Annotated in this window: 8 protein-coding genes; 5 read left to right on the forward strand and 3 right to left on the reverse strand. The window is 48.9% G+C overall.

What is annotated here, in order from left to right:
• Positions 1 to 830 (forward strand): DNA polymerase domain-containing protein (locus ACWA6V_RS12980; RefSeq protein WP_449522886.1); only part of this gene is annotated, 830 nt, incomplete at its 5' end.
• A 21-nt stretch (positions 831 to 851) separates the two neighbouring features.
• On the opposite strand, the gene ACWA6V_RS12985 is transcribed toward ACWA6V_RS12980, so the two are convergent.
• Positions 852 to 1,859, reverse strand: a complete 1,008-nt coding sequence (locus ACWA6V_RS12985) for a GlxA family transcriptional regulator (protein WP_449522887.1) — start codon at positions 1,857 to 1,859, stop codon at positions 852 to 854.
• Positions 1,860 to 1,993: 134 nt separating this feature from the next.
• On the opposite strand from ACWA6V_RS12985, the gene ACWA6V_RS12990 reads away from it, so the two are divergent.
• The 4 genes from ACWA6V_RS12990 (at position 1,994) to ACWA6V_RS13005 (ending at position 5,540) form a co-directional block, all read left to right on the forward strand.
• Entirely contained in the window at positions 1,994 to 2,857 is an 864-nt protein-coding gene (locus tag ACWA6V_RS12990) for an MBL fold metallo-hydrolase (protein ID WP_449522888.1), read from the forward strand.
• A gap of 15 nt (positions 2,858 to 2,872) precedes the next feature.
• Positions 2,873 to 3,295 carry an SMI1/KNR4 family protein gene (locus ACWA6V_RS12995; protein ID WP_449522889.1) on the forward strand — a complete coding sequence of 141 codons (423 nt, stop codon included), beginning with the start codon at positions 2,873 to 2,875 and terminating at the stop codon, positions 3,293 to 3,295.
• A 184-nt stretch (positions 3,296 to 3,479) separates the two neighbouring features.
• On the forward strand, positions 3,480 to 4,265 hold the full coding sequence (locus ACWA6V_RS13000) for a lytic transglycosylase domain-containing protein (RefSeq protein ID WP_449522890.1): 786 nt from the start codon (positions 3,480 to 3,482) through the stop codon (positions 4,263 to 4,265).
• Positions 4,266 to 4,475: 210 nt separating this feature from the next.
• Entirely contained in the window at positions 4,476 to 5,540 is a 1,065-nt protein-coding gene (locus ACWA6V_RS13005) for a hypothetical protein (RefSeq protein ID WP_449522891.1), read from the forward strand.
• 92 nt (positions 5,541 to 5,632) lie between these two features.
• Here ACWA6V_RS13005 and ACWA6V_RS13010 read toward each other — a convergent pair whose 3' ends face one another.
• Together ACWA6V_RS13010 and ACWA6V_RS13015 are read right to left on the reverse strand one after the other, a co-directional pair.
• Positions 5,633 to 7,663 (reverse strand): carbohydrate-binding module family 20 domain-containing protein, encoded by a 2,031-nt coding sequence (locus tag ACWA6V_RS13010; protein WP_449522892.1) that lies wholly within the window; start codon positions 7,661 to 7,663, stop codon positions 5,633 to 5,635.
• A gap of 346 nt (positions 7,664 to 8,009) precedes the next feature.
• The coding region (locus tag ACWA6V_RS13015; RefSeq protein WP_449522893.1) for a hypothetical protein at positions 8,010 to 8,300 on the reverse strand (291 nt) is incomplete at its 5' end.

Here is an 8,300-nt window from a genome sequence, read left to right on the forward strand (position 1 = left end):
CCATTACCTTGCGTGGCCATGAAATTATCCAGCGCAGCCGCGATTGGATTGAGCAGCAGGGTTATGCGGTTATCTATGGAGATACGGATTCGCTGTTTGTCTGGTTGGAAAATAACTGCGTGGGTAAACCACCTAAAGATGCGAGCCAGTGCAACAGCATAGGCAAGCGCCTGGCAAAAGAATTAAACAATTGGTGGCAACAAACACTGCGCGATGAATTCAATATTAAAAGCGCATTAGAGATTCAATACGAAACGCATTACCTGCGTTTTTTAATGCCGACCATTCGCGGCTCTGAATTGGGCACAAAAAAGCGTTATGCCGGATTGGTTGACATAAATGGCCAACGCGATATGGTATTTAAAGGGCTGGAAAATGTGCGCACCGATTGGACGCAACTGGCCAAAGAATTTCAGATGACGCTTTACCGAAAAGTTTTTGATGGTGAAGATTATTTTGATTTTGTGCGCAACACTACCGCGCAGGTGTTGGCTGGTGAGCGCGCCCTGGAATTAATTTTTCCCAAGCCCTTGCGCCGCCATCTGCACGAATACCAAAAAAATGTACCGCCCCATGTGCAGGCTGCGCGTAAATACGAGCAGTTAACCGGCGCGCGTTTGCGTCGCGGCCATTGGATTAGTTATCTGATTACGGTCAATGGCCCCGAGCCAGTGGGATCAGATGATATCAATATGGCTCTGCGCCAGAGCCCGATTGATTATCAACATTATGTCGATAAACAGCTCACTCCCGTTGCCGATAGCATTTTGCATTTTATGGATGAGTCGCTCGGGCAGTTGGTGGAGAACCAGATGTCGCTGTTTGGTTAATTGCTTATCAACGCCCGCGTGCTAGCGTTTAAATTCCAGCCGGTATTCACTGGGTGTGTAGCCGGTGATATTTTTAAAACTGCGGCGAAAGGCTGCGTCATCCGAAAACCCCAAATTATTACTAATGTTGCTGATGGCCTTATGGCTGTAGATCAACTGTTCGCTTGCCTGATGTAACTTAATTAACTTCATAAATTGTGCGCAGGGCAAACCTGTTGCAGTTTTGACTTTGCGTGCGAGTGTGCGCTCGGACATATTCAATTTATGGGCCAGACGCGCGAGCGATAATTTCATCGCTGCTTGTTGTTCAATCCAGAGATAGATTTTTCGCATCAATGGATCTTTCAATTGCATTAATTGGATGCTTTGGAACGGCTGTAATTTTTTTTCCGGGCGAGGTATTACCATTATCTCGGCAATGTCACGCCAGCGCTGTTCGCCGCAACTATCGCTAATCAGCTGTTGCGCAATCGGCAAATAACCATTAACGCCCGCTGCTGTTGTGTATTGAGTTTTGGTTTTTGTGGTAGCGATACAGGTGTGAGAAAAGCGCCATTTCACTTCGGGGTAGTGCATTTGTAAAAAGTCTGCCATCCACCAGGTTGCGGTTGCCTCCATCCCCTTCAATTTTCCTGCCGCTGCCAGCCAGCAAACACCAGTGCAGTAGGCCAGTAGGTGGATGTGTGCGGGCATTTTTTTGAGTGCTGCAATCAGGCTTTGGTGTTGATCTAAATTGTGTTGCAACTCGGTGTTGGAACTGGCCCAAAATCCGGGGACTATCAGGGCATCAATTCCGGGCACGGCATCAATATTTTTTGCTGTGATTTCTGTAAGTGTGGATTGCGGTGTAAGCCTTGCCTGCAGCGTTTGGTTTTCAAGTGTTGGGCTGATGGGTGTTTTATCCAGCCCCAGCCAAGTCACAGTAAACAATTTTTTTCCTTCACGTTGGTTGGCGACATAAAGCAATTCGCTAAACGCCAGCAGCCCGGATGCAATACAGCCGGGGTAGAGCAGCACACCGATATTCATCAGATCCTCCTTTTTTCTCGCTCAAATAGGCACTGTGAATGGCTAATTATGTATGTAACACGGCAGTTTTAGCCATCTGCAACCTGGTTTGCCCGATTTAATATGTTGCTTCATGTAATTTCTTCGGGGTTTTTATGAATATCACGCAAATGCGCAATGCAACGGTGGTGATCCAAATGGGGCAGTCAGTGGTTTTGGTTGACCCTATGCTGGCACCCAAGGGAGCGATACCCGCATTGAAATATTTTGGCAGCAAGCGCTGCCGTAATCCCTTGGTGGATTTGCCGGAAAACACTGGGTCATTACTGGACCAAGTGACCCATTGCCTGATCACTCACTGCCAAAAAGGGCATTTTGACCATCTTGATCGCAGGGCGACCAAGTGGCTGCGCGAGCGCAATATTCCTGTATTTTGTGCAGAAGGCGATGCAGCGTTTTTACAACAAAAGGGCTTGCGCGTGATTGCTTTGAATCCGAAAGGGCGCTCTGCATTTTTATCCGGGCAGATCCAATTAATTCCCTGCCTGCATGGGCGCGGCTTGATTGGAAAGATGATGGCGCACGGTGTGGGGTATTTTATCCAGCTGCCGGATGAACCAAGTCTTTATATCGCGGGCGATACCTTGCTGACTGATGAGGTGCGCCAATGCATCGCCCTGAACCAGCCGGATATCACCCTGATTCCTGCAGGCGGCGCAAGGTTTGATTTGGGGGGTGACATTATTATGGGCGTAGACGAGGCGATCGCCGTGGGCGCGTTGACTGGCAAACAGGTCATTGCCAATCATCTGGAGGCCTTGGATCACTGCCCGGTCAGCCGCGCGCAATTGCAGGCCGAGGTTAACCAGCGCCAGTGGCAGGGGCGTTTTTTTATCCCTGCCGACGGTGAGACTTTGGCGTTTGGTGCATACCGGAGCGAGGCTGCGGGTAGGGAGCCAATCCTCGGGACGCTTGTTATCAGTGATGTCGCGGGCTATATTCCGCCTCCCACTTTGTAATCTTCAGGTAGTGCTATGTCTGAGAAAGATTCCGATATCGATGAAGTCCTTGAGATGCTGCGCGATAACAACGAGCCAGTCCCTGTGCCGTTGGAATTGCCCGATGAAGACCGGTTAGTCGAGATTGAAGAAGAGCTGCTGTTGCCAATCCCGCGTGAGATGCGCAGTTTCCTGCTTGAGGCTAGCGATGTGGTTTACGGTTCGATCGAGCCGGTGACTGCTGCCGATCCTTACTCGCATACCTATTTGCCCGAGGTGACCGCCGTCGCTTGGGAGCAGGGTGTGCCACGCTATTTAATGCCTCTGTGTGAGGTCAACGGTAACTACTACTGTGTAGAGCAGGATGGTGAGGTGGTTTATTGGCGTGATGGAGAGTTGACTGACGAAACCTGGCCATCGGTATGGCACTGGGTGCGGGATGTGTGGCTGGAATCCTGAACCAGTCGTGTTGCGATAGCTGCATCAAGTCACGAAAATAGATTTTGGTGACAGAGCTTTGCTCTGGCCTGAGCTACACTAAATCTCCTGGCCAGCGTTTTGTCACACGCTGGCGTTATGGACAAGCCAGTCGCCGTTAAAGATCCTAATTAGTCACGATCCTAATCAGTAAAGAGCAGTCTCAGTGCGCAAATCCCTTTTGTCATTTGTCATTCCTCTTCTGGTGCTCACCAGTGCGGAGCTATTGGCGAAAGTGGATGCACAACCCTCAACGAAAACCTCGGCGCAGGATTCCAGCCTTGAGGATTTTGGAGCCCATGTGCGTCGGGTAGCCGAAAAGACCGCAGCGGAAGAAAAAGCGCGCAAGGAGCAGGAGCGATTAGAAGCAGCGGCGAGCAAAAAGCCCGCGCAACCCTTCACGTTTTTTAAGTATCAGAAAGGCGGTTCTGTCGCTTATTCAGATCGCCAACCTAAAAAAGCGGCCTACGAAGTCATCGTCTATACCTCTTGCTACCCTTGTAACCCCTTATCGCGCGTCGATTGGCGCGGTACCAAACTCTACATGACCGAATTTACCTATTTGATTACCCAGGCTGCCAGCAGGTACGGTGTTGATCCCGCGTTGGTGCGTGCGATTATTCATGCCGAATCCAATTTCAATCCGCTCGCGCGCTCGCGCAAAGGCGCCATGGGGTTGATGCAATTGATGCCCGGTACCGCCAAAGATATGGGCGTCAGCAATGCCTCCGATGCTGCGCAGAATATCGATGGTGGAGTGAAATATTTGGCGCGTATGCTGGAGCGCTTTGACGGCAGTATTACTATGGCGACCGCTGCCTACAACGCAGGACCGGGCGCGGTGGAAAAGTACCGGGGCGTGCCACCCTACGAAGAAACCAAGACCTATGTTTTCCGCGTCAATATCCTTCATCAGCGCTACAAAAATCAGTTGGCCTTGGCGCGCAATTGATCTGCCGGCTTTCCTACCGATTTCCTCCTTATACCCCCGCACCTTGCTACTGGTCTTTTGACGGTTGTGCTCATAACCAATAATTCTAATTTTCACGCCAAATAACGCTCAAAAAATCAGCATTTTTGCCGCTATAGAGATTAACCCGCGCTTTCCCAAATGAATTTCCGGTGGGATTTTCTCTATTTCTCCAAAAAATGGACGGCAGATATGATTATTTCCAATGCCCTGATTGGCATGGCAGCACAGCGTGATTACCGCGAAGAGCACAGCCTTACAGAGCGGCTGGAATTTTGGCTGGATCAGCCGACACCCGCCGTGCAAGCAGCTAGTACGGAACCACAACCTCAGGGTGTGGCAGTGGATCTCTCTCACGCCGGATCCTTGCTGGCGATGCATCGTCAAACACAGGCACTGGATTTAAGTACGCCAATGGAGTCCCGTGATCGCCTGAACATGATGATTATTGAAGCCATGTACAAAGCGATCACCGGTAAAGATCTCGATATGGCGTCGCCTGGTGAAGTGCAAGCGGCAATAGGCTCCAAGGTGAAAACCCTGAATGTGGATACAAATCCACCTGCGCAAGCAGTCACTACCCGCAGCACTGGCCCTGGTTTGGTCTACCAGCGGCACGAGCGCTATCAGGAACAGGAATCGATGAGGTTCCAGGCGGTCGGTGTGGTACGCACGGCTGATGGCCGTGAAATCAATTTTTCTGTGGCGATGAATATGAGCCGCGAATTTGTGCAGGAATCCAATATTCATATAGAGGCGGGCAGTAAGAAAGTCGACCCGCTGGTAATTAACTTTGATGGCAAGGGCGCTGCACTCAGCCAAACGCGTTTTGAATTTGATTTGGATAGCGACGGCTCTACTGAGCAAATCGCGAGCTTGCGCCCGGGCAGTGGTTATTTGGCGTTGGATCGCAACGGCGATGGCAGTATCAATAATGGCAGCGAATTATTTGGCCCCAGCAGTGGGCGCGGTTTTGCTGAGCTCGCGGTGTACGATGAAGATGGAAATAACTTTATCGATGAGGGCGACAGCATTTATCAACAATTGCGCATCTGGATGACCAATGAAGATGGCTCGACGCAATTAGCGGCGTTGGGTGATAAAAATATTGGCGCCATTTTTCTCGGGCATGTGTCATCGCCATTCCAATTAAAAGATGCGGGTAACCAATCGCTCGGTGAAATTGTTAATTCAGGTATTTATCTCAAAGAAGATGGTGGTGTTGGTGTGGTGCAGGAGATAAATTTAACGGTGTGATCTAAACTTAAAAAACAAAAAAGGCGACTGCTTGTTAGCAGTCGCCCCAAAACGCATTACCAATCCATGTGAATAGCTGTAGAGATAAAGAGTTAGAACGCGCCCAGTGTGCTGCTGGCGCTGCCAGTATTAAATATATTATTGCTGCCACTTTCCCACACTACACCTGCAGCTGCATTATTTTCTTCACGCTTCAAACATTTCCATTCCACCGCTGTGTTAGCCGGTAATTGAATGGTGCCAGTCCAGGTTGGATAACTGGTGGGATTTAATTTGACCGCGGAGGCTGCGGTCCAGTTGCCTAACGCCGCAATATTACCCACCACATAAACGCTTTGTCCTGAATAAGTGGTTCCGTTTTGGCAAGTGAAATTCACACTAACCGACGCACCAGTTGAGCTCGCTGCGCTGCTTGAACTTGCGGGTGCACTTGAGCTGCTTGATGCAACAGAACTCGCGGCTGAACTGCTGGTGTTATTGGCAGGGGTGATGCTGTACTGCAAATTCGCATCGTTAAAAGTAATGGTGTAAGTCCCCGGTGTTGTAACGAGAATATCGTTGCCACTGGCTTCTGCAATTAAATCGCTGTTGTTGTTGCCCCAGTTGTTAACCCAGTTGCCGTAGGCATCAAATTTAAAGCGTCCAGTGCTACCGGTGAAGCTGGCGGTGCCGACCCAAGTACCTGCGGCGCAAGTCATATCGGTGCTGGCCCAGTTATTAAATGTGCCGCGCAATTTCATCGAGGAGTAGACGCAGTTGTTGCCAATAACGCTGCCATTTTTTGCTTGCACATGAATGGCCGCTGCGCTTTTGGCTGCGACATTAAATGTCGCTGTACCATTCGCAGCAACGGTAATGCTCGCGCCCGTGCAGGTTCCGTTTACAAAATCGCCCGCGATAACATTGCAATAATTTCCTGCCGCCAAACCGGTTTGCAAGGTGACATTGAGCGCACTGTTTTCACCGTTAACGATCACAAAGCCTAGACTGCCGCGACCAAACGCAATGGCATTCGCGCCGTTATCCCACCAGTTTGATAAATAAAATGCATCTTTTGTTGCATTGCGGAAGCCGACCATATTGGCGATCTCGCGATTGCGATGTTCACACAGCCAACCGTTATTACAATTGCTTGCAGGCGTTGACGTTGGCGGGCCTTGGTCGTGATCGGTCCAATCGTAACTGGACATGACTTCTGGGTACCCATAGGGATAGGCGAGCATAAACACGTGCGCAATATTATTTATATTCATGCCATCTTTGTGCGTCACAATATTGCTGGTGTTTTGACGTTGGTTATCGTGGTTGGCAACAAAAGTCACCGCATCACTACTATTTAACCAACCGCTCCATACGCCGATATTGCGTAAATCTTTTAATGGCGCGCGCCCTTTAAAATAAGTCCCTAAGGTGCTGCTGAAATTAAATTCAGTCACATCGCTGATATAAGTATATTGTGCAGGCGTAATCGGTTCGTTAGCCGCACCAATCACTTCCTGAAAAATATAGGGGCTGCCATTTAAACGGCTGACAATATTAGCGATATCGCCACTGGGCATATGTTTTGCCGCGTCGATACGGAAACCGGCAACACCCATGCTTAATAAATCATTCATATAGGCAGCAATTTTTCCGCGCACATAATCGGATTCGGTTTTTAAATCATTTAGTCCCACCAGATCGCAATTCTGCACTTGCCATGCGTTGGTGTAATTAATAGGACCTGTACAGGTGTGAAAATCATTTACACCGTAGGGCACTTCCGGAAAATTACGATTGCCCGCAGACATATGGTTGATAACAGCATCGACATAAATGCCGACACCAACAGCCTTACAGCGCGCGACCATGCTGGCAAATTCAGCGCGTGTTCCCGAACGACCTTCAATCGCATAACTCACGGGTTGATAACGCGTCCACCAGAAACTACCGGCAACGGATTTTTGTGGTGGCGATACTTGCACTGCAGCATAACCCTTAGGGCCGAGAAAATTTTCGCATTCAGATGCAATGTCATTCCACTTCCATTCAAATAAATGAACAAAGGTAGTTTGTGCAAAAGCAGGGGACGGGATTAACGGGCATAGCAAAAAAGCAAACAGGAGTTTGGGGAGTGTTTTCATAATGGTTTTCCGAAGTTTTGATGATTATCTTTATTAGGTTTGTCTACATGCAGGGCATGCAACAGCAACTTCCAGCAGCAGAATACGGCAAATGATTTGGATAAATAGTTTGAATACGTATGCAGTAACAATAATTATTTTCGAATACAAATTTGCGCGACACGCGGAATTTTATCCAAGTGGTTGCTGATTTTATTTATGGGACAACTTTTTAGCGGAGAAACGGATTGTATGTTCGTGCTAAGGATTTGAATCGGTGGGAGATTTTTTTAGGCAGAACAATAAGCCCCGTACGGGGCTCATTGCAGTGGTCAAAGCTTTTTATGTATTTAGTGGCAGCACTATATTATTTATTGGCTGACAATACTTGTTCTTTGGTTTCACTGGCAATTGGATTGGAAACACGGTTTTTCAAAACGACTGTGTCGCCTTTTGCCAGGGCGTCCAATGACATAGTACGGCCTTTCTCAGTTGCTACTTTTGCGCCCTTGATGACGTTAAAGGTTTTGGTAGCACCGTCTTCAGTCTTGATGGTGATGGTGCTCTCAGCGGCGTCCACTTTGGTTACTACACCGGGAACTTCTTTGTAAGCAGCAAAGGCTTCAGCGTTTGCCTTCGCACACAACGTTGACAGGCT

It is taken from the genome of Cellvibrio sp., from assembly GCF_053579595.1.